At 59.5% G+C, this 18,942-nt stretch carries 21 protein-coding genes and 1 pseudogene; 11 read left to right on the plus strand and 11 right to left on the minus strand.

All coding sequences use genetic code 11. From position 1 onward, the window contains the following. The first annotated feature begins 3 nt into the window (after nt 1-3). The gene (locus tag N1937_RS08005) at nt 4-1,173 is read left to right on the plus strand and encodes a Gfo/Idh/MocA family protein (RefSeq protein ID WP_260058177.1); all 1,170 of its coding nucleotides are present in this window, start codon (nt 4-6) and stop codon (nt 1,171-1,173) included. 6 nt (nt 1,174-1,179) lie between these two features. Then, on the plus strand, nt 1,180-3,264 hold the full coding sequence (locus N1937_RS08010; protein WP_260058178.1) for an FAD-dependent oxidoreductase: 2,085 nt from the start codon (nt 1,180-1,182) through the stop codon (nt 3,262-3,264). Nucleotides 3,265-3,295: 31 nt separating this feature from the next. Here N1937_RS08010 and N1937_RS08015 read toward each other — a convergent pair whose 3' ends face one another. From N1937_RS08015 to N1937_RS08035, 5 genes and pseudogenes are all read right to left on the minus strand, one after another. Beyond that, on the minus strand, nt 3,296-3,478 hold the full coding sequence (locus tag N1937_RS08015; RefSeq protein ID WP_017963940.1) for a hypothetical protein: 183 nt from the start codon (nt 3,476-3,478) through the stop codon (nt 3,296-3,298). Between the two features lie 5 nt (nt 3,479-3,483). After that, nucleotides 3,484-3,714 carry a hypothetical protein gene (locus tag N1937_RS08020; protein ID WP_017963941.1) on the minus strand — a complete coding sequence of 77 codons (231 nt, stop codon included), beginning with the start codon at nt 3,712-3,714 and terminating at the stop codon, nt 3,484-3,486. A 75-nt stretch (nt 3,715-3,789) separates the two neighbouring features. Beyond that, on the minus strand, nt 3,790-4,584 hold the full coding sequence (gene xth / locus N1937_RS08025) for an exodeoxyribonuclease III (RefSeq protein WP_017963942.1): 795 nt from the start codon (nt 4,582-4,584) through the stop codon (nt 3,790-3,792). A gap of 41 nt (nt 4,585-4,625) precedes the next feature. After that, nucleotides 4,626-5,027, minus strand: a pseudogene (locus tag N1937_RS31545) (GFA family protein). Between the two features lie 10 nt (nt 5,028-5,037). Then, entirely contained in the window at nt 5,038-5,535 is a 498-nt protein-coding gene (locus N1937_RS08035) for a hypothetical protein (RefSeq protein ID WP_017963944.1), read from the minus strand. Nucleotides 5,536-5,819: 284 nt separating this feature from the next. Between N1937_RS08035 and N1937_RS08040 the strand changes: the two genes are divergently transcribed. Next, complete coding sequence (locus N1937_RS08040; RefSeq protein ID WP_017963945.1) at nt 5,820-6,338, plus strand: hypothetical protein; 519 nt, start codon at nt 5,820-5,822, stop codon at nt 6,336-6,338. Between the two features lie 25 nt (nt 6,339-6,363). On the opposite strand, the gene N1937_RS08045 is transcribed toward N1937_RS08040, so the two are convergent. The 3 genes from N1937_RS08045 to N1937_RS08055 form a co-directional block, all read right to left on the minus strand. Continuing rightward, nucleotides 6,364-6,987 carry a response regulator gene (locus N1937_RS08045; RefSeq protein ID WP_017963946.1) on the minus strand — a complete coding sequence of 208 codons (624 nt, stop codon included), beginning with the start codon at nt 6,985-6,987 and terminating at the stop codon, nt 6,364-6,366. 1 nt (nt 6,988) lies between these two features. Further along, nucleotides 6,989-8,377: a sensor histidine kinase gene (locus N1937_RS08050; RefSeq protein ID WP_017963947.1), complete on the minus strand. Its 1,389-nt coding sequence runs from the start codon at nt 8,375-8,377 to the stop codon at nt 6,989-6,991. Between the two features lie 63 nt (nt 8,378-8,440). Beyond that, nucleotides 8,441-8,617 (minus strand): hypothetical protein, encoded by a 177-nt coding sequence (locus N1937_RS08055; protein ID WP_017963948.1) that lies wholly within the window; start codon nt 8,615-8,617, stop codon nt 8,441-8,443. 175 nt (nt 8,618-8,792) lie between these two features. Between N1937_RS08055 and N1937_RS08060 the strand changes: the two genes are divergently transcribed. Beyond that, nucleotides 8,793-9,626 (plus strand): class I SAM-dependent methyltransferase, encoded by an 834-nt coding sequence (locus N1937_RS08060; protein ID WP_260059075.1) that lies wholly within the window; start codon nt 8,793-8,795, stop codon nt 9,624-9,626. Between the two features lie 96 nt (nt 9,627-9,722). Here the strand turns inward: N1937_RS08060 and N1937_RS08065 are convergent, their stop codons facing one another. Continuing rightward, on the minus strand, nt 9,723-9,989 hold the full coding sequence (locus N1937_RS08065; RefSeq protein ID WP_222290456.1) for a hypothetical protein: 267 nt from the start codon (nt 9,987-9,989) through the stop codon (nt 9,723-9,725). Between the two features lie 201 nt (nt 9,990-10,190). On the opposite strand from N1937_RS08065, the gene N1937_RS08070 reads away from it, so the two are divergent. The 5 genes from N1937_RS08070 to N1937_RS08090 all read left to right on the plus strand — a co-directional run bounded on the left by N1937_RS08070 (nt 10,191) and on the right by N1937_RS08090 (nt 12,911). Then, nucleotides 10,191-10,589, plus strand: coding sequence for a DUF1236 domain-containing protein (locus N1937_RS08070; protein WP_162118389.1), 399 nt, complete (start codon nt 10,191-10,193; stop codon nt 10,587-10,589). A gap of 195 nt (nt 10,590-10,784) precedes the next feature. Continuing rightward, entirely contained in the window at nt 10,785-10,952 is a 168-nt protein-coding gene (locus tag N1937_RS08075; protein WP_017963952.1) for a hypothetical protein, read from the plus strand. Continuing rightward, nucleotides 10,949-11,530: a BA14K family protein gene (locus tag N1937_RS08080; protein WP_162118390.1), complete on the plus strand. Its 582-nt coding sequence runs from the start codon at nt 10,949-10,951 to the stop codon at nt 11,528-11,530. The genes N1937_RS08075 and N1937_RS08080 overlap by 4 nt, the downstream gene beginning before the upstream one ends. Nucleotides 11,531-11,640: 110 nt before the next feature. Further along, the gene (locus N1937_RS08085; protein ID WP_017963954.1) at nt 11,641-11,955 is read left to right on the plus strand and encodes a hypothetical protein; all 315 of its coding nucleotides are present in this window, start codon (nt 11,641-11,643) and stop codon (nt 11,953-11,955) included. 71 nt (nt 11,956-12,026) lie between these two features. After that, nucleotides 12,027-12,911: a hypothetical protein gene (locus N1937_RS08090; protein ID WP_260058186.1), complete on the plus strand. Its 885-nt coding sequence runs from the start codon at nt 12,027-12,029 to the stop codon at nt 12,909-12,911. Nucleotides 12,912-12,958: 47 nt separating this feature from the next. Here N1937_RS08090 and N1937_RS08095 read toward each other — a convergent pair whose 3' ends face one another. Then, on the minus strand, nt 12,959-13,852 hold the full coding sequence (locus N1937_RS08095) for a LysR family transcriptional regulator (protein ID WP_222290458.1): 894 nt from the start codon (nt 13,850-13,852) through the stop codon (nt 12,959-12,961). 160 nt (nt 13,853-14,012) lie between these two features. On the opposite strand from N1937_RS08095, the gene N1937_RS08100 reads away from it, so the two are divergent. Next, nucleotides 14,013-15,026 carry a L,D-transpeptidase family protein gene (locus N1937_RS08100; protein ID WP_222290460.1) on the plus strand — a complete coding sequence of 338 codons (1,014 nt, stop codon included), beginning with the start codon at nt 14,013-14,015 and terminating at the stop codon, nt 15,024-15,026. A 94-nt stretch (nt 15,027-15,120) separates the two neighbouring features. On the opposite strand, the gene N1937_RS08105 is transcribed toward N1937_RS08100, so the two are convergent. Then, the gene (locus tag N1937_RS08105; RefSeq protein ID WP_170280491.1) at nt 15,121-15,771 is read right to left on the minus strand and encodes a response regulator transcription factor; all 651 of its coding nucleotides are present in this window, start codon (nt 15,769-15,771) and stop codon (nt 15,121-15,123) included. Nucleotides 15,772-16,037: 266 nt separating this feature from the next. On the opposite strand from N1937_RS08105, the gene N1937_RS08110 reads away from it, so the two are divergent. After that, entirely contained in the window at nt 16,038-18,884 is a 2,847-nt protein-coding gene (locus N1937_RS08110) for an ATP-binding protein (protein WP_222290464.1), read from the plus strand. Nucleotides 18,885-18,942 lie beyond the last annotated feature (58 nt).

An 18,942-nucleotide genomic window follows, 5' to 3' on the forward strand; every position in this document is an offset into this window, starting at 1 on the left:
ACAATGTCTGAAGTCAGAGTTGCAGTGCTTGGCGCCTCGGGCTGGATGGGAAAGGTCCATACGATGGCCTATCAGACCTTTCCGCATTTCTTCGGCGTGTCGGACGGAACGGCGAGGATCGTCGCTCTCGTCGAAGGCCCCTCGAAGGCAGCCGGGGATCTTGCCCACAGGGCGCCGGGTGCAAGAATTCTTCAGGATTGGAATCTGGCTGTCGCTGATCCTGAGGTCGATCTGATCGATATCTGCCTGCCTGACCACCTCCACTACCAGGTAGCCAAGGCGGCCTTGCTGGCCGGCAAACATGTCTACTGTGAGAAGCCATTGGCAAACACCGCCGCCGAAGCGCGGGAACTGGCCGAGATCGCCAGGGAAAAGGGTGTCATTACCCGCGTCGGACACGCCTTTCCGCGGAACCCCGTCCATGATCTGGCGAAAGACATCATTCAATCCGGCGAAATCGGCGAGATCAAGCTGTTCCGCGGCTGCCAGCACGTCGACATGTATGGCGATCCGAACGCGCCCTTCATGTGGCGGGCCGACGGAAAGCTTGCGCCGACCGGGATTGTCGGTGACACCGGATCGCACATCTTCAGCTTCATGGATTTCCTGGTTGGCCGCGTCAGCTCCCTGATCGCCGACAATCTCATCGTCACGCCGCGCCGGCCTGTCGTCGAGGGCCTTGCCTATGGCGAACAGGTGAAACTGTCAGGCAATGAGTCCTGGGCTGATATCACCAACCCCGATGCAACGAACCTGCTGTGCCGGTTCGAGAACGGTGCCGGCGGGATCGTCGATTTCAGCCGTGTCGCGACCGGCCGCAAGTTCATGCAGACCTATGAAATCTATGGGACGAAAGGCAGCATCGCCTATACCTATGACGAGATAAACCGGCTGCGCTTCTACTCCGACGACGACCGGACGGGGCGGCGCGGCTTTCGGGAGATCGACGTGGGTCCAGAGAATCCCACCTTCAGGGCTTTCCTTCCTCTGCCGAATTTCGGCCTGGGCTACAATGAAAGCAAGATCATCGACGTAGCCGAGGTGATCCGCTCGATCGTTACCAACAGACCGATGTGGCCGACATTCGATACCGGCCACCATATCTGCCAGATCGTTGACGCCTGCATGGAGTCCTCCCGCCAGCAGCGCTGGGTCGACATCCCGCTGGATTGAACGCCGATGGCCATAGATGTTCCCCAGGAAATTCTTGACGCGCTGACCGATATCGACATGCCACGGCTCCCACCTGAGGCCGCCCCCTCGGAAGTGATCGGGCTCGCCGGCGTCGAGGTGCCGATCTATCGATCCGGCTGCGTCGTCGTCGGATCCGGCGCGGCGGGTCTTCGGGCGGCAGTGGAATTGAAACGGCGCGGCGACGACGTCGTCATTATCAGCCAAAGCGCGTGGGGCGGAACCTCGGCCTGTTCTGGATCCGACAAGCAGACCCTTCACACGGCAAACACGGCCGATCAGGGCGACAATTACAAGGCAATGGCCCGAGCCATCCGCAGCGGCGGCGCCATGGACGAGGACACGGCTTATGTCGAGGCGGTGGGCTCGTCACGGATGATGGCGTCGCTCCAGTTCTTAGGCCTGCCGCTGCCTCAGGATCCGCTCGGCGGGACGCTCAGATATCAGACCGACCATGACGAGGTCGGCCGCGCCACCAGCTGCGGCCCGCGCACCTCGCGCCTGATGGTCAAGGTGTTGGCCGAGGAGGCGATCCGGCTCGGAGTGCCGTTTTACAACCAGACGACCGCGATAAAGATCCTCACCGAGGGCGATGGCGCTGACCGCCACGTCGTCGGGATAGTCGCCATGCGCGCCAGCGACCGCACGGAGGAGAACCCGCTGGGCATCGCGCTGTTCGTCAGTGGGGTGATCGTGCTCGCCGCCGGCGGGCCGGGCGAACTCTATCGCGACAGCGTTTATCCCAACGGCTGCTTCGGCTCTCTCGGATTGGCGCTGGAAGCAGGCGTCGAGCTCGTCAACCTGACCGAAAGCCAGTTTGGCATCGGAACACGCAGGGAAGGGTTCCCATGGAATCTGTCGGGCACATACGTCCAGGCGATCCCGCATATCTACTCACTCGATTCCGAAGGCGCCGAGCACCATTTCCTGGCAGAATACTACCGCAGCACGCAGGAGCTGGCTTCGAACGTCTTTCGCAAGGGCTATCAGTGGCCATTTCACGCGACGCGCATGCTCGATTTCGGCTCGAGCCTGGTCGATCTGGCCATCTTCAGGGAGACCGCCGAGGGACGGCGCGTCTTCATGGACTTCAATCGCAATCCGCTGCCTGTGCCGGGGGACCTTTCGTTCAGCCTGGAAAGACTGGATGACGACGTCCGTCTCTATCTCGGCAAGGCCGGCGCCGGCCAGGACATGCCGATCGATCGGTTGAAGCATATGAACCCGCTCGCGATCGAGCTCTACCGCCGCTACAAGATCGATATCGCCGAGGAGCCGCTGGAATTCGCCGTCAACAATCAGCACATGAACGGCGGCATCATGGTTGACATCTGGGGCCGTAGCAATCTTAAGGGCTGCTACGCGGTCGGAGAAGCAGCGGGCACACATGGCGTGACGAGGCCAGGCGGAGCAGCGCTCAATGCCGGGCAGGTCTTCGGCACCCGAGCGGCCGAGCACATCGGCGCGAGCGGTCGGGCGAAGAGGGCCGCCACCGAGGATATAGGCGCCATGGCAGAGGCAGGCATTGCCGAAATCCTTGCCGGCCTTCGGACCGAGAGCCCGCTGACCGTCAAATCGATCCGTTCGCAAGTGCAGGCGCGAATGAGCGACAAGGCTGGCATCCTCTGTGATCAAGAAAGCGTAGGCCGGGGCTTGATCGAAGCGCGCAAGCTGAATGCTGAAATTCGCGATAACGGCGTCGCCTACGGTCGAGCAGCGGAGGCGGTTCGCGGCGTGCAGTGGCGGCATATGGCGCTTGCTTCGGAAGCGGTGCTCAGCGCGCTCGATTTCTTCATTCGCAATGGCGGCGGCAGCCGCGGGGCTCGGGCGATATGCGATCGGGAAGGCGAATCTCTTCCGATGGCGCGCTCAGGGCCGTTACAGGACTATCGCTTCCGAAAGGAACGTCAGGCACACCGGGAAGAGCAGATTATCGTCCGGCTGAATGGCAGTGAGATCAGGCTTTCCACACGTCCAAACCGCAGCTTCGACGAGAACGCCAGATCCTTCTTCGAGCGGGACTGGCCAGCCTGGTTGACCGGCCGCATCTACGACCGCGGCACGGATGGATAAGGTTGTGCATCACCTTCGCGGGGTGTGTTGATCAATCGGGATTCGGCACCGGCGGCGGAACCCGGATACGTTCGGTGTCGTCGGAACCTTCGGCGACGGCTTCCTCGCTTTTGCGCACGTGCCGCGGCGGGTCCTTTCCCTCGACCGGCTTCGGCGACAACTGGTCGTCGGCCTGGATCTCGTCGGTGTTCAGGTAATTCTTGCTCTCGTTCATGGGAGTCACTTGCGATTGAAGAATTGCGGGGCAGGGATGCGGTCCTTCCGATCGGCGCGGCCTGTTTCCGGATCGGTATCGGTGACGCCGTCGCCCGCCTCGCGGCTGTTGCCCATGCTGATTGGCGGCTTACGCTGGTCATCCACATTGGTCTCGGGCAGTTCGTCGTCCTGGGTGTCCTCATTCAGTGACTTCGGCGGAAGCTTTGCGGAATTGGGAATGGAATTCGTAGGCATTGGACAGTCTCCTTTACCAGCTAACTCCGACCGACATTCCAGGTTCCGTGGTGCCTCTGAGATCGACATCGCGGCTTACAGATTTGCTCCAGCTTCCGAAACGTCGAGTTCTATCATGACGGGCGCGTGGTCGCTCGTATGCTCCCAGCTGCGCGGCTTTCTCCTGACGGTTGCCGATCGAAGCAACGGGGCGACTGCCGGACTGAGCAGGAAGTGGTCGATCCGAAGCCCTGCATCACGTTCGAAGCTGTTCCGCCAGTATTTCCAGAAGGTGTAGATACGCTCTCCCGGATGCAGATGCCTGAGGGCATCGGTCCAGCCCTGGGCGACGAGATGAGCATAGGCCTCGCGCACTTCCGGCCTGAAGAGGGCGTCGTCCAGCCAGCGTTCGGGCTTGTAGACGTCGATCTCCGTCGGCATGACGTTGAAGTCGCCGGCCAGGATCGAAGGCACTTCGAGTTCGAGGAGTTCGGCGGCGTAATCCTGCAGACGGCGGAACCAGCGCAGCTTGTAATCGAACTTTGCTCCCGGAAACGGATTGCCGTTGGGAAGATACAGGCATCCGACCAGGATGCCGTCGACGGCAGCTTCGATATACCGGCTATGGTTATCATCGGGATCGCCCGGAAGACCGCGACGCGTCAGGATCGGTGTCTTGCCCTTCGCCAGGATGGCCACCCCGTTCCAGGATCTCTGTCCGTGCCAGATCGCGCCGTAGCCGGCCCGCTCGATCTCCTTTCGCGGAAACCTGGCATCGTCTGTCTTCAGTTCCTGGAGGCAGACCACATCGGGCGCGTCCTCCCTGAGCCAGCGCAGCAGAATATCGAGCCGGCCATTGATCCCGTTGACGTTGTAGGTTGCGATTTTCATGAGGCTCCCGAAAGTCGAGGCACTGTCAGCGGCTTGGCGCCCTAGAAACGCTCTTGTGTCTCTTCCTCCGGAAGCCCGCGACCGCAATCGGCCCAATGAAGGCGGCTCTCCACACCATAATGCCCCGCCGGCCGGATTCTCTCGGGGTGATCGAGCGAGCCGACCGTTACGTGGATCAGTTCGTCGCCGTCATATTGCAGATAGAGCGGCGTCCCGCATTTGCCGCAGAAGCCGCGAGTCGCGATCGGCGACGATCGGTATGAGGTGGGCGTGCCAGCCGTCTAGGCAAGATCGTCGATCCTGGCCTGGACCAGAACCGCGAAAGGGCCTCCGGTCGCTTTCTTACACATGTTGCAGTGGCAGTACCCCGAATGCGGCGGATCACTGTCGACTTCGTACCGGCAGGATCCGCAAAGACAGCCGCCAGTCCATCGCGCTGCCATAACAGGCTCCTCAACGCGTCGCACCGAAGACGAAGGCGAGGCCTGCAACGATCGCGACGGCTGTCAGTGGCTGCCGGCGTATGCGATCCTCGAGATCATGGACGAACGTACGGGCTTCCGCCTTTGCCAAGCGAGCCGATCCGGATGCCAGTTCAGATGCGGACTCGGCCACGCGGCTTGCTTCTCTCTGAAGAGATCGCATTCCTTGGCGATCGACATCGGAGGCTTCCGAGGAGCGGACGGTGTCGCCGGTCGAGCGTAGAGCTTGATCGACAAAAGGATATTGCTCGTCAAGCCTAGTGGGATCCGGCTCCCGCTTGACACGTTCAGCCGCCTCGACGTCGCTGCGGCCGGCCGGAATAGAAGTGTGAGTGGCAGACACGGGGTCGGACGCAGGAAAAGTATCCTCGATTGCTTTGTCGAGTTCGCCTTTTCGCGCCTGCTTCCGCTGCTCTGCCTGTTCTTTTCGCATGGACTGGACTGCTGGGGATTCGTTTGGATCTGCCATGGAAGTTTCCTCTGTTGCACCTTGAACAAACAAAGCGGCGAAAAGCGGAGAAGTTCCATAGAATGCTTCCGCGCTTAGCAGCGATGCACGAACAGCCTCTCGCAGAGGTACGTTTGAGGTCACCATGCGACGTTTTTCCGATGAAAAGCATTGCAATCTGCGTGGGGCGGACCAAAGTCTTGCCGCGCCTACTACCTAGGTCGGTTGCATTCTTTACTCGGAACAGCGAAAAGTCTCGTAGGTCGTATTGCATGGGAAGCGAAACGGACGAACGAGGCTGCGGTATGAGTATCCGGAAACGCGATTTTCTGAGATTGGGCGGCGGCGCGGCCGTCGCCCTCATCGCTGCCGCATTGCCAGCCAGTTTGAATTTCGGCAGTTCCGTTCCTGTTCTGGCGGTGGACTTTGCGGAGGCAAAGGACGGCAATAACGGGAATGGTAATGGGAATGGTGGAGGAAATGGGAATGGTGGAGGGAATGGCAACGGCGGCGGTAATGGCAATGGCAACGGGGGAGGGAATGGCAACGGTGGCGGCAACGGCAACAGCGGATCCGGGAATTCCTCCGGTGGGAATTCCTCCGGCGGCGGAGGGTCTTCTTCCTCGAGCACAGGATCGTCGGTAGGATCTGGAACGAAAGCGACAGCAGCGTCCGATGGCTCGATCGACGTCCGTCATTCAAATGGTATCACTGAAGTCCTGCAGCGCGGTCGCTACATTATGAAGGACTCGAAGGGTCGGACGATCATAAATCGGCTGGCGACGGCTAACGATGCCCGCAGGCTGAGCCGCTTTCTTCGTTGAAGTGGTAGTCGGACAATAAACTCTTTCAGCGCCGTTCGCGCCATTGTAGAGCCGCCTCAGTCCTATTCGAAGCGCCGAGCTTGCTCAGAATCTGGGTCATATGGTGCTTCACGGTCTTTTCCTGCAGGTCGAGACGCAGACCGATATGTTTGTTTGACAGGCCTTGAGCGACAAGATCCATCACCTCGCGTTCCCGTGGCGTCAGACTGTTTTTGTCGGAGGTTCCGCCATTCAAGGAATTTTCCATGACTTTCGCCGACATGGTCGGCGAGATATATCGTGAGCCACGCAGGACGGTTTGGATTGCTTCGGCGAGGCCACGCGAACCTACGCCTTTTAGAACATAACCCATCGCGCCCCGTTGCAGAGCTCCCAGTAAAGTGTCCACCTCCTCGGATACCGTCAACATCAGCACTTTTGTTGCGGGGCTACGCGCCAGGACGTCTTCGATCGCAGACAGTCCGCCGCCGGGCATCGAGACATCGAGGAGCATGATGTCGGGGCGATTGTCCGCAGCGATCATGGCGGCGTCGTCGCTGCTGGCGCCTTCACCGACGACGACGAAGTCGCTCATCTCCGATAGGCTGCGCGTGACGCCCTCGCGAAAAAGCGGATGATCGTCCACAACGCCGATGGTGATTGCTGTCATCCTACTCTCCCACTTCCATTGGCTCGAAGATCATGGTCACGGTCGTTCCTTCTTCGCCTGTCTTGATGTCGAAAGATCCTCCCAGGCTGTCGATCCGCTCCCGCAACCCCACGAGGCCGAGGCTCGTTGGCCTCACCTCGGTCGGATCGAAGCCGTCGCCGTGATCGCTGACCTCGATACGAACATGGCCGTCGCGTGAGACAGCCTTTACGGCCTGCTGAACGCCGCCGCCGTGGCGGTAAGCGTTATTCAACGCCTCTTGAATGAAGCGATAGATACAGATCTTCACGGCCGGGGCAAGATCCGGTCCATCCTCGTCGACGATCGTTTCGACATGGCTTTCGGTCTTGTGCTGATGCGCTTCGACAACCCGCGTGACGATCTCCGTGATCGAGGACTTCTCGATCTGCGGCAGCACCAGTCCTCTGCAGATATTGCGGATCTCCGTCATCGCTTCGGCCAGGCTCGAACGTATCCAGGCAAGTTCCTTCTCGCGCGCTTCGGGCTGGGTGGACGCATTGATCAACAGGTCGCTGTCCAGTCGCAGTGAGGCGTAGGCAATGTGCTGGGCCGGACCGTCGTGAAGATCGGCGCCGATGCTGCGCAGATATGTTTCGTTCAGCGCTGCCGCACGCTGGGAGGCGCGCTGCAGGCGTCGCTGGAGACCGCGGTTTTCCGCCAGCAGCGCAGACAGTTCGGTGACCCGTTCTTTGAGGTCCCTCCGCTGCGCCTCGATCGTGCGGCTACCCCGGAACACCAGAACGGAGAGAACAAGGAAAAAAGTCGCCGTGAGGGCGGCGACGGCGCCCCAGCTCCGGAGCCTTGCATGCGCCAGACTATCGCCCAGTCCTTCCGCTGTCTCGTAGAACTCAAGGACGGCGACCGCCTGGCCGGACCATGGCTGGAGCACCGGGTTATAGATCTCCATGAGCGGCTTGCCGAGCGCGCGCTCCTTGTCGCTTTCCGGATCGCTGGCGATTTCGTAGCGGGCGACAAGAGACCCTGCGAATGCTCTCTGCAGCTTGTCGTTGACCGCGAACTTCCTGCCCACCAGTTCCTTCTCGTTCGAATAGAGGATGGTGCCGTCGCTCCGCCACAGCTTGAACGAAACAAGCCGCTTGCCAAGCGCACCCTGCCCGAGTGTCTCGTCCAGAGCCTGAGTGCTCGCGTCATCCAGCAGCGACTCTGTTTGCATATCGGGAAGCAGCGGCGCGATCACGCTGTCCACATAAAGCGCCGTCGCTGCGCCCGAATTGTGGATGACGGTCTCGTCTATGAGATGGCTTACAAACAAGCCCACCACGAACATGGCAGCAATCGAAATGAGCCCACCCGCGATAAAGAACTGGGAGGCGAGTGAGCGGGCATTCCAGCGGCGAAGCCAATTCATTTTTTGATACCGTAAGAGACTGCCTGAATAACCTACCGCGTCTTTAGCGATTTCCAAACAGGATCAGGGCACATTCCTGGTGTCGAACACCTCGGCGCCTCTTATGCTTTGGGTTAACCCGACGGTATCGCCGGACATTGCTGCGCCGAAGACGTAGAGAAGGGCGGCCAGAACGATAACAAGTGCGAAGACGGACGCGTTGCAGGCGTCATTCACTCGGGATCTATGACTCTGGTGCATGTTCGGATCTCCTTCAATCTCCTTCGAAACGGCGGGAGTGCGACGCGCGTTCCACTCCGGGGACTTCGGTCGGAGAAGGTTGGGACCAAGGTCTGACCCCTGTAGACGTCAGCAGATTCAGGCATATTTCCTGGCCGACGAACCCAGGTTTGGAGGCTTGTGAGTGACTATTTCCATGGATATCGAAAGCGGCGTCCGCGCCGCATCGGCCTCTTCTCTCGCGCCCCTCGAGGAAGGCGTCGTCGAATTTTACGACAGCCTTCTCGTGCCGATCCTCTTCGAGCCCTATGCTTCGGAGATGGCCATCGTCGCCGAGCGATTGAAGCCGGGCAGCGTTCTCGAGGTCGCTGCGGGGACCGGCGCATTGACACGCGCTCTGCGGGCGACACTCGATCATGAAACAGAACTAGTTGCCACCGACCTCAGCCAGGCGATGATCGACGTCGGCGCACCGTCGCTGACGCTGTCGCGGACCCACTGGATGCACGCCGATGCGCAAAATCTGCCGTTCGCGCCTTCGATGTTCGACCTCGTCGTCTGCCAATTCGGCGTGATGTTCTTTCCGGATAAGCTGAAGGCCTATAGCGAGGCTGCAAGAGTGTTGCGGAGCGGAGGTCGCTTTTTGTTTTCGACGTGGGACTCACTCTCGGCCAATGACTTCGCAAGATCTGTGGACGAATGTCTGGCAAACCTTTTTCCTTTCGATCCACCGGATTTTCTCAGGCGCCTGCCATATTCCTACTTTGATATACCCTTGATCAAGGCACAGGTGTCTTCGGCCGGATTCGACGCAGTTTCTTGCGATCGGATCGAGTTGACCTCCGTTGCAGCCGCCCATGACATCGCAGTGGCCTTCTGCCAGGGCACTCCGCTCAGGGAAGAGATCGAAAGGCGGGCGCCGGCGCGCATCTCAGAAGTAGTCGATGCCGTGACTGAGCAATTGGAATCACGCCACGGGGTTCGTCCGTGCGGCGGCATGAGCGCGTTCGTCGTCGTCGGTCGCGTTTGATAGCGCCCTTTGGCGTAGGCTGTCGTGGCAATCACGTGATTCCTCTGGATCGAATGTCCAAAAGCTTTGTCCGCCAAGATGTACCAGCTTGCAGACTTAGCGAGTGCGCTGCGCGAAGGAAGGTTCCTGCATTGCGCGGATGACGTGTTGTTCGATCTCGAAGCAGGTCTCGTCGTATTCCCGCACCAGGTTCGAATTGAACGGCTGCCCTCGGACAGTATCGCACGCTTCGACTGCCATCTGGTAGGCTTCGAAGAGTTCAAGCTGCAACGGGTCGCACGCTGCCATGATCAGCTTCCGCATATGCGGTAAACGCATCGCCAAGCGCCGGCGTCCAGCTTCCCGACGGTTGGATCGTGCCATCTCCTTCAGTCTCCCTGCCTATGGCCGTGTGTGCCGGGCCTTTTGATCGTGAACTAGCGCCGGCAACGGACATTAACATGGTTTTAGGGACCAAAGGCCGGGGTCTGTCGGACTGAGGTCCGGGCCGTGGAACGACCCCGTCTCCAGCTAGTTGGTTTGGCAGCGGTCACGAAGGCCGCCTCAAAACAGAAGGAGTAGAAAATGATCTCCAAGCTTGTCGTCGGTGCGGCAACTGCCGCGACCCTCATGTCGGGCGTCGCATTCGCCCAGTCCTCGACGGTCAATGGTGCAGCCGGCGGAGCTGTGACCGGTGCGATTGTCGGCGGCCCCGTTGGTGCTGCTGTCGGCGGCGTTGCCGGCGCAGTCGTTGGCACGGCGATCGATCCGCCGCCGCAAAAGGTCGTCACCTATGTCCGCGAGGCTCCGGCACCATCGGCGCGCGTGGTCGTGAAGGAGAAGGTTGTCGTCGGCCAGCCCCTGCCGGAGACGGTCGTCGTGACGCCTGTTCCGGATGACCCGACCTATGCTTACGCGGTGGTCAATGATGAACGTGTCATCGTCGAGCCGTCGTCCCGCAAGGTGATCCAGGTTATCAAGTGACCTGATCCTACGCGGTCTCTGCCGCGTCTTGCCCTCAATATCACCGTTAAAACCAGAGAACCGCCGCACGACGGACGACAGCGTCGTGCGGCCGAAAAAGCAGAGAGATTGTTACGAAGACCAAGACACTCGCCGTGCTGAAGGCTCTAGCCGGCGCCCCGACGGCTCGGCGCCGTCGGGACAGAGGAGAGGAACATGATCTATTCCGAAGAGAAATCCGGTGGTCTGGCTTTGCCGCTGATCGTCATCCTGCTGGCAATCGCCGGCATTCTCGCCGTGCTTGTCGCCACCGGCGGCCGAGATAGCAGCACTGCCGGTCGCGTCTGGGTTCCACAGGCTTACCAGCAGGAGTCGCGGCAATGAAAGCCATCGCATCCCTTGCCTTTGGCATCTTAAGCTCGGTCGGGGCTTGCATGGCGGCTGCATCTGTCGCCTCCCACGTGGTGGCGGATTCGAAATCTCATACCTTCAATGACCTTGCATCGCGCGATCTCTGGACCACGACGCCGGTGAAAGTCGATCTTCGGCAGCAGCACTATGAACGAATTCCGCCTCTCTACTCCAGCTATGTGACCGAAGCGCCGACGTTCGCGACGTCAAAGGCGACACCGGATTCTGGTCGCCCGTCGACCAAAGTTCAGACGCCACAGCCAAGAGTCTCGGCCGAGCATCTTGCTTGGTGTGCGGACCGCTACCGCTCCTTTGATCCCGCGACCAACAGCTATCGATCCTATGGCGGCGAGACTCGCGAGTGCATTTCGCCGTTTCAACGGATCGTCGCCGAGGCCGATGAGGGCGTCGGCACGAAAGTGAATGCACAGGCGGCAGCCTGGTGCGCCGCTCGCTACAAGTCGTATCGACCGGAAGACAATACGTATCAACCATGGGAAGGACCGCGCCGTAGCTGCGACGTGTCGCATCTCGTTGCGACAAGCTACTGATGTGGTCGCACGCTACGTCCCCAATTGCATGACCTGGCCACGGACTAAAGTCCGTGTTGCAAACGCTACGGTTGTGATACCTGGTTGCATTCAGAGCTTGGAGATCGGGGATGGCAACGACGCTGATAACGGAAATCCAGCAGGCGCAGACGAGGCTTCCGCTCTTGAGCCGAGCGGACCGGGGAGCCCTCGTCGTTCGCATCCTGCGCGAGCTGAAGACGCATCGGCGGGAGGTTTTCGCAAATGTGCCCGCCGAGCGCTGTGTTTGGATCGACAGGCTCATCGCGTCCGTGTCCTCGACGATATCCGAAATCATCAACATGCAGGACGCCGAGTTCAATCGTGTCTTGAACGAGTTCGAAAAGCTTATCGCGACGCTCGATGGCATTTCGCATGCGGAGAACCCCTCGAAGACAATTCACTGAGAAGGTCGCCAGTGGGCAGCCAAATGAGCGCCTCAGCGGAAACCGATCGCTGCGCGTCAGCGTTTCCTTCCATGACCGAAACGAAATCCTCCGCCGATCAGGATGCGACGCCGCCCGGTGAAGACGGTTCGAAGCCCGGCGCGGACATTTCTTTCCCCTACGACAGGATGACCGTCGAGCAATTCCGAAGACGCTTCCCCCGTGCCCGCTGGAGCGATGCCCGCAAGGCCTGGTTCGTTCCCGGACGGACGGCGTCCCGTCGCATCGGGCGATGGCTTGCCGAGATCGAGGCCGAAGCCGACGCCCATGCGGATGCGAAGGGACGCGACGCCTTCGCCTTCGATCCCATCGACAGTCCGTATCTTGAACTCGGCAAGGCAGGCTTTCGAATCCGCACGCCATATTCGAAAACCGTCGTCGACGAATTGCACGAGGTGCCATTCTCACGCTGGGACGGCGATCTCAGGATCTGGCACGTTCCCTTCCGGTCCTATGAGGAACTCCGACGCAGATGGCCAGATATCGAGGCGGCGGCTCGCAGAAACGAGCCGGAAGAGAGACGACGTCGCGCTGAGGAGCGGAAGGGGACCGAACTGGATCTGCGCAACAAGCGCCGCTCTGCGGAACGAAAGCGTCATCGTTACGCGCTTCAGAGCGACGACTTGCCGCCGATCGGGCGTCCGGTGGCCACGATCTATGGAATCGTCGTCTTTACCGACATCTCAGGCGAACTGGTCGACCCGGACGTTGTTGGGGACTTCTATCCCGGTGTGGCCGAGGATCATGTCTGGGGATATTGGCGGGTGCCCACACCTGAAGAACTCGTCCGCACCTGGCCCGCGAAAACGCTGCCGGTTGAGAACGCCGAGTGGTGGCTGCCGACGATCGAAGAACTGAGGCCGGCCCGTCGCACGGCAAGATCGCGTGAGGCCAGGAGATACGCGAAGACGCCGTGACCGCTGCTTGCCGTAGAAAAGAGGATGACTATGCCGGATTCCGATCGTCAGGCGCGGTGGCGCAGCGCGTCCACCAACGCCACGAAAGCCGGAGAGGACTGCCTTCTGCTGGCATAGTAGAGATGGTAGCCATCCCAGTATGGCGAAAAGGTTTCCAGGACGCGTCTCAGACGGCCTTCCGCGATATAGGGAAGAGCAACGTCTTCCGGTATGTAAGCCAATCCAAGCCCTTCCAGAGCCCCTTCCACGCCTTGATAGGAGTTGTTGAAGGCAAGCTGTCCCTCGACCCGGATTTTAATCTCTTTCCCGTTGTCTTCGAACTCCCATGCCCAGAAGCCCCCATAGGTGGGCAGGCGCTCATTGATGCAGTTGTGGCGGACAAGGTCCTGTGGACGCTCGGGAATCTCTTTGCCATCGAAATATGAGGGTGCGCCGACGACGGCAAAACGGAAATCAGGTCCGATGCGAGTCGAGATCATGTCTTTCGCCACCTGCTCGCCCATCCGGACGCCCCCGTCGAAGCGCTCCGTCACGATGTCGGACAGCCCGTTTTCGCGGATCAACTCCACCTTGATGTCAGGGTTGTTCCGTAGGAAACGTTGGAGCTTCGGCCAGATGATCCACCTTATTGCGTGGTCTGATGCTGTGATGCGGATGTTCCCGGCTGGCTTTTCCCTGAACTCGGTGAGGGTTTCGAGTTGCGCCTCGATCTCGTCGAAGTGAGGCCCCACGCCTTGGAACAATCGTTCTCCAGCGTCGGTGAGCGAAACGGCCCGCGTGGTACGGGTCAGCAGCCGGATTCCGAGCCGGGTTTCGAGCTGGCGGACAATATGGCTGAGCGCCGATTGAGATACGCCCAGCTTTGCCGCCGCCCGCGTAAAACTCTTCTCTCGGGCGACCGCCAGAAAGGCCATGAGGTCATTGACGCTCTCGCGCGGCATTCACGAGCTCCTCCGGATCAAATGGCGGTTGTACTGAATTTGCTGAGCTTGGACATTGAAATCATCGTGAACGGAAGCCGGCGGATTCGCTGAAGACGTAGCTGGCGCCGAAATTCTCCAGCCGCTCTCGCGCGGTGGAACAAGTTCCCGCTTTGGCCATTTGTCGTCCATGAAAACAGTCCTGCCGATGTCGCTGCTCGCTCTGGCCCTTTCCGTTGGCGGCGCCTCCGCGCGGGAATTCCGGCCTGAAGAAATCAACACCGCGTCGATCGCCTCCATTGGGACTGAGAAGCCTGCGCCGGGAGATCCAGACCCGGCGATCGTCCGCCTTCAGGTCCTGCTCGACCGTGCGGGCTCGTCTCCCGGCGTGATCGATGGCCACTACGGGGAGAACGTCAACAAGGCCGTGGCCGGCTTCGAGGCAATGAACAATCTGCCTGTGGATGGGAGGCTGGATCCGGAAGTCGTCTCCCGCCTGGAAGGCAATGCCCCGATCGTTGCCCCGATCGTTGAAAGCCATGTGGTCTCGGCGGATGATGCCGCGGATCTCGTTGGTAATATCCCCGAAGATTATGGCGAGAAGGCAAAGATGCAGAGCTTGGGATATACGAGCGTTGCCGAGAAGTTATCCGAGCGGTTTCACATGGGGATCGATCTCGTGCATGCGCTTAACCCAGCTTCGCAGTTTGCTCCTGGCGATACGGTGTGGGTCGTGGAACCCGGCCCTCCAAGGCAAGGAAAGGTCAAGAGGATCGAGGCTGACAGGAAGACGGGACAGGTTCTCGCCTATGCCGCGGATGGATCGCTGCTTGCAGTCTATCCTGCAACGATCGGAAGCCAAGACAATCCGGCGCCGTCAGGCAAGCACAAGGTCAAGGGCGTGGCCCGGATGCCGGTCTACAGATATGACCCGAAGCGCAACTTCAAGCAGGGAAAGAACGACAAGGTCCTGACAATTCCAAAGGGACCAAATGGTCCGGTCGGCACGGTCTGGATCGACCTGACCGAGCCGACTTATGGAATCCATGGGACGCCGGAGCCGAAGCTCATCGATAAGGTAGGATCGCATGGCTGTGTGCGGCTGACGAACTGGGATGCCGAAGAGTTGGCTGGCATGGTCAAGCCAGGGGTCTTCGTGGACTTCGTCACAGGCAGCCCCGCCGCCCCGAAGTGAGGCGGAATTATTTCTGTTCGGATCCCTTCTCGTGCTTGCTGCCGATAGGATGTCGGGCGCTTCCCGGCATCCCGGCTATCTGTCAGGCCGCAAACTAATGCAGGGATCCCACACCGATATCGAGCTTCGCTGCCATATTCACCAGATGCGGCAACGTTCGGGCGTTCATCTTCCTCATGACCTGACCGCGATGAGCCTTCACTGTGATCTCGCTAATCTTCAGTTTGAACGCCACCTGCTTGTTCAGGAGCCCTTCTGCCACGAACTTCATGACTTCTCGTTCCCGCGGCGTGAGCGTCCGGTAGTTTCCCTCCAGGCGACCTATCTCCATCGTGGCCTGAATGGCCGCGTGGATCTTCTCCATCAGAGCGTTTAAGTCGAAGGGCTGGGGTATGAAGCTGACATGAAATTTCGTTGCGTTCACGGTCATCGCTTGCCCGCCATGGCCGGTGAGGACGATCACCGGGCAACGGATTGCATGCGAACATATCAGATGTGTCAGATCAGACGCGGTCAGATCGGGGAGTCTCGCATCAAGAACAACGCAACCGAGAACATCCGCCTCGGGGCATGTCAGAAATTCCGTTCTGGATTTATAAAGGTGCGGCCGCCAACCCTGTAAGCAGATGTTTGCGTTCAACGCCGAGGAAATAGTATCGTCGTCACTCAAGATGACGACTATTGCGTCTTCTGGTGAGAGTTTCTGCGCTCTGCGCGTTGTTGCATGCGCGTTGCCAGTGTACATTGCCATTCTCCTTTAAATCGTGTCGAGAATTCTGCGGGCAAAGATATTGGAAATGAATTGTACTCGCGTCCGAGTGTTGATTGTCGCGATCGCTGCTGGAATTTCTTTTAGCGGATAGCGATTCAAAATGGCACTTAAGTGCTATGAGAGTTTCTGAAAAAATCTGAATCGCTGCTTTGGAGCGCGGCCCTGTGCCCTTGGAATAGGGGGCGTTCCTGTGGCTTTATGGTCCTAAATACCATTGCCTGGATGGATGAGAGAGCGCTTTGGGACAGATCGAGCTAGGCCTTTTCGAGTTCTGCGGTTGGGAGCTTGACCTCGCGAAGCGAGAGCTGCGTGCCATGGGAGCGCCAGTACCCATTGGCAGTCGGGCCTTCGAAATCCTGGAAACACTTGTGGTTTCGGAAGGCGATATTGTATCCAAAGACGACCTTATGAAGCGTGTCTGGCCCGGACTCATCGTCGAAGACAATACGATTCAAGTTCACATATCGGCAATTCGCAAGGCGCTCGGAAAAGATAGGAATTTGCTGAAGACCATTTCTGGTCGAGGCTATCGTATCCTTGGCGAGTGGACGTGCCATCGTAAACCGGCACACGCGCCGATGCCGACGCCCGCTATCCAACCGCGGTCGACTGAGAATTCGTTCTTTACGAATATTCCGGCCTCGACGTCTGATCTGGTAGGCCGCGAGACGACGATTACCCAAGTCCTGAACCTGACTTCTGCCTACCGAGTTGTGACGCTGACCGGCCCCGGCGGTATCGGAAAGACCGTACTTGCATCGGAAATCGCCCGTCGTTTGCTGCCATCGCTGGACGGCAACGCCTTCTTCGTCGAACTTGTGTCCCTGTCGGATCCGGGCCTCGTTCCCACAACGCTGGCTCAAGCCCTCGATTTGCATCTTCAGGGAGACGACATTTCCGCAGAGCTGGTGGCCCGCGCCATCGGCACAAAGAAGATGTTGTTGGTGATCGACAATTGCGAACACGTCATCGACGCCGCCGCCGCTATGGTCGAGGCGATCGTGCGTGCTTGCCAGAACGTATCGGTGCTCGCGACAAGCCGAGAGCTTCTCCGTATCGAGGGCGAATTCGCTTATCGCGTGCCCCCGCTCGAGGTTCCGGCGAGCGAGGATCTCGGCAACGCTCTGGAACATAGTGCGGTCCAGCTCTTCATTGCTCGCACCCGGGCCTTACTATGGGATTTTTCGCCAAGCCAGGAAAGGCTGTCTGCCATCGCGTCGATATGTCGGCATCTGGATGGAATTCCCCTTGCCATCGAATTTGCCGCAGCTCGCGCTGCGACCTTGGGCCTCCAACAGATCGCTGGTCGGTTGGATGACCGCTTTGTACTTCTCACCGGCGGACGTAGGACCGCTCTGCCTCGCCATCAGACACTCCGCGCGGCGCTGGACTGGAGCTATGAATTGCTGCCGGAAGCCGAACGCCAGCTGCTTTGCAATCTGGCGATCTTCCCGGCCGGCTTTACACTGGATGCCGCCGTGGCGGTGAGTGGGGAAACCGAGGCGGAAACGGCTCTGGCTATTTCTAATCTCGTCTCGAAGTCTCTGGTGACATTCGAAGGAGCGGAAACAGGTCCTCGCTGGCGTCTCCTCGAAACCGTGCGAGTCTACGCGCGCGAAAAGCTCGGGGTCCGCGACCACTACCAACGCGCCATGCGTCGGCTGGCGAAGTACTTTCTGTCGTTCTTTCAGCCGTTTTCAGAGGAAAGCCATCTTCAGGCTGCGATCGAAGATATTGCTCGCTATCGCCGGGAGATCGACAATCTGCGTGCCGCGCTGAGATGGGCTCTCTCGCCCGATGGGGACGGAATTCTGGGCGCAAGGCTCGCCGCCACCACGAGCGACTTCTGGACTGCCATGTCGCTCGTTTCCGAGGCGGGCGACTGGGCGGAAATAGCGCTCGAACAGATCGGCGAGGAGAGCGGAAGCCGCACCGAGATGGTCCTGCGATGCGCTCTCGGATTCGCGCTGATTTACACCCGGGGCATGAGCCATCGCGGCAGGGACGTGCTGACCGGTGCCTTGTCGCTGGCAAAGGCATTCGATGACTTTGATTACCAGCAGCGCGTGACATGCGCACTTTGGCTGTTCTCCGCCCGATCGATGGAATTGGAAGACGCGCTGGTGTTTGCGCGTGAATACGAGCACGTCGTCAAGGGACGAGACATACAGTCCCGGGCTACGGCCGCATGGCTGGTGGGAATCCCTCAAACTTATCAGGCGGAGCACCAGGAAGCTGGCGAACGGCTTGATTGGGCGGCGAGGCATTTCCCCTTCGACAATCGCCGCAAAGATATGCTGAGGCTGGGTGCCGACGTTCGGACGTCCGCCATGGCCCACAACACGGTGAACCTGATCTCACGCGGTCAGCTGGACGCGGCGGTTCGAACGGCTGAGGAGTCGATCCGGGAAGCACGCGAAACAAGGCAGCCATTCGTCGCATGTGTTGCTCTCGCGTGGTCGGCTGCCTTCGTTTCACTAAGCCTTGACGAGGTGCATCGAGCCAAGGAATACGGCGAAGAGTTGCTCGACCACGCGTTGCAGCATGGCCTGCGCCCTTTTCACGCGGTTGGCCTATGCGTGAAGGGAAGTCTGGCGGCTCGATCGGGCGATCCTATGAATGGAATCGACGCGCTTCGATCCGGCATTGGTGAAATGCGTGAAGCCGCCTACCTGCTTTTTTATCCTTTTTTCTTATGCGAGCTGGCGTCTGCGTTGCAGGCAGCCGGTCGTTTCAATGAGGCGCTTCAGGAAATCGGAAATGCTCTGCATTTTTCAGAGCAAAAAGGCTATCGGTGGATGGTGCCCGAGATTTTGAGAAAGAAGGGCGAGATATTAGCCACCCAGGATATCAGCAACGCCTCTGATGTCCAAAGCTTGTACCAACAGGCAATGCACCAGGCCTCTGCGCAAGGCGGAATTTACTGGCAAATTTCAGCAGGAACCAGCCTGGTCGAGTTCCTCGATCGCAATGGTGGAGGTGGATCGGCTCGCAATATCCTCCTTCCGATCTACCAGCAGTTCACGGAAGGATTTTCCAGCATCAAACTGTTACGCGCAAAGATGCTGATCGAAGGTCTAGGCTGAAACGAAAGCCGAAAGTCGCTGCGCGACAGCCCCTACGTCGCAACCGAAATCAGATTTG

This window comes from Rhizobium sp. WSM4643 (assembly GCF_025152745.1).
Taxonomy (GTDB): domain Bacteria; phylum Pseudomonadota; class Alphaproteobacteria; order Rhizobiales; family Rhizobiaceae; genus Rhizobium; species Rhizobium leguminosarum_I.

What these genes read in the sequence shown, in the direction of transcription:
- N1937_RS08005 (WP_260058177.1), top strand. Translation starts at nt 4, where the DNA reads ATGTCTGAAGTCAGAGTTGCAGTGCTTGGCGCCTCGGGCTGGATGGGA.
- N1937_RS08010 (WP_260058178.1), top strand. Translation starts at nt 1,180, where the DNA reads ATGGCCATAGATGTTCCCCAGGAAATTCTTGACGCGCTGACCGATATC.
- N1937_RS08015 (WP_017963940.1), bottom strand. Translation starts at nt 3,478, where the DNA reads ATGAACGAGAGCAAGAATTACCTGAACACCGACGAGATCCAGGCCGAC.
- N1937_RS08020 (WP_017963941.1), bottom strand. Translation starts at nt 3,714, where the DNA reads ATGCCTACGAATTCCATTCCCAATTCCGCAAAGCTTCCGCCGAAGTCA.
- xth (WP_017963942.1), bottom strand. Translation starts at nt 4,584, where the DNA reads ATGAAAATCGCAACCTACAACGTCAACGGGATCAATGGCCGGCTCGAT.
- N1937_RS08035 (WP_017963944.1), bottom strand. Translation starts at nt 5,535, where the DNA reads ATGGCAGATCCAAACGAATCCCCAGCAGTCCAGTCCATGCGAAAAGAA.
- N1937_RS08040 (WP_017963945.1), top strand. Translation starts at nt 5,820, where the DNA reads ATGAGTATCCGGAAACGCGATTTTCTGAGATTGGGCGGCGGCGCGGCC.
- N1937_RS08045 (WP_017963946.1), bottom strand. Translation starts at nt 6,987, where the DNA reads ATGACAGCAATCACCATCGGCGTTGTGGACGATCATCCGCTTTTTCGC.
- N1937_RS08050 (WP_017963947.1), bottom strand. Translation starts at nt 8,377, where the DNA reads ATGAATTGGCTTCGCCGCTGGAATGCCCGCTCACTCGCCTCCCAGTTC.
- N1937_RS08055 (WP_017963948.1), bottom strand. Translation starts at nt 8,617, where the DNA reads ATGCACCAGAGTCATAGATCCCGAGTGAATGACGCCTGCAACGCGTCC.
- N1937_RS08060 (WP_260059075.1), top strand. Translation starts at nt 8,793, where the DNA reads ATGGATATCGAAAGCGGCGTCCGCGCCGCATCGGCCTCTTCTCTCGCG.
- N1937_RS08065 (WP_222290456.1), bottom strand. Translation starts at nt 9,989, where the DNA reads ATGGCACGATCCAACCGTCGGGAAGCTGGACGCCGGCGCTTGGCGATG.
- N1937_RS08070 (WP_162118389.1), top strand. Translation starts at nt 10,191, where the DNA reads ATGATCTCCAAGCTTGTCGTCGGTGCGGCAACTGCCGCGACCCTCATG.
- N1937_RS08075 (WP_017963952.1), top strand. Translation starts at nt 10,785, where the DNA reads ATGATCTATTCCGAAGAGAAATCCGGTGGTCTGGCTTTGCCGCTGATC.
- N1937_RS08080 (WP_162118390.1), top strand. Translation starts at nt 10,949, where the DNA reads ATGAAAGCCATCGCATCCCTTGCCTTTGGCATCTTAAGCTCGGTCGGG.
- N1937_RS08085 (WP_017963954.1), top strand. Translation starts at nt 11,641, where the DNA reads ATGGCAACGACGCTGATAACGGAAATCCAGCAGGCGCAGACGAGGCTT.
- N1937_RS08090 (WP_260058186.1), top strand. Translation starts at nt 12,027, where the DNA reads ATGACCGAAACGAAATCCTCCGCCGATCAGGATGCGACGCCGCCCGGT.
- N1937_RS08095 (WP_222290458.1), bottom strand. Translation starts at nt 13,852, where the DNA reads ATGCCGCGCGAGAGCGTCAATGACCTCATGGCCTTTCTGGCGGTCGCC.
- N1937_RS08105 (WP_170280491.1), bottom strand. Translation starts at nt 15,771, where the DNA reads ATGTACACTGGCAACGCGCATGCAACAACGCGCAGAGCGCAGAAACTC.